Raw genomic sequence first — 260 nt, forward strand, 5'->3', positions numbered from 1 at the left:
GGGCAAGCTCTGCCAGTGTTTCCAAGCCCCGATACAGTTTCACCGACTGACGGGTTTCTGAAACAGCACTCACACGCTTGGCAATATTCTTGCCCATATCGCCGACGCGTTCCAGATCAGCGGAAATGCGGATAGCACCGATAATTTCGCGCAGATCGACCGCCATAGGCTGACGCTTAGCGATGATCATCACAGCCTTTTCGTCAATTTCGCGCTCGCCGGCATCGAGGATCAGATCCTCGGAGATCACACGCTGTGCC

Annotated in this window: 1 protein-coding gene; it reads right to left on the reverse strand. The window is 55.0% G+C overall.

Annotated elements, in window-relative coordinates; genetic code table 11:
* Positions 1 to 260: PhoU domain-containing protein (locus HBA93_RS21885; RefSeq protein WP_286202132.1), on the reverse strand; the 260-nt coding region annotated here is incomplete at both ends.

The sequence above is a fragment of the Ochrobactrum sp. SFR4 genome (genome assembly GCF_019730395.1).
Lineage (GTDB): Bacteria > Pseudomonadota > Alphaproteobacteria > Rhizobiales > Rhizobiaceae > Pseudochrobactrum.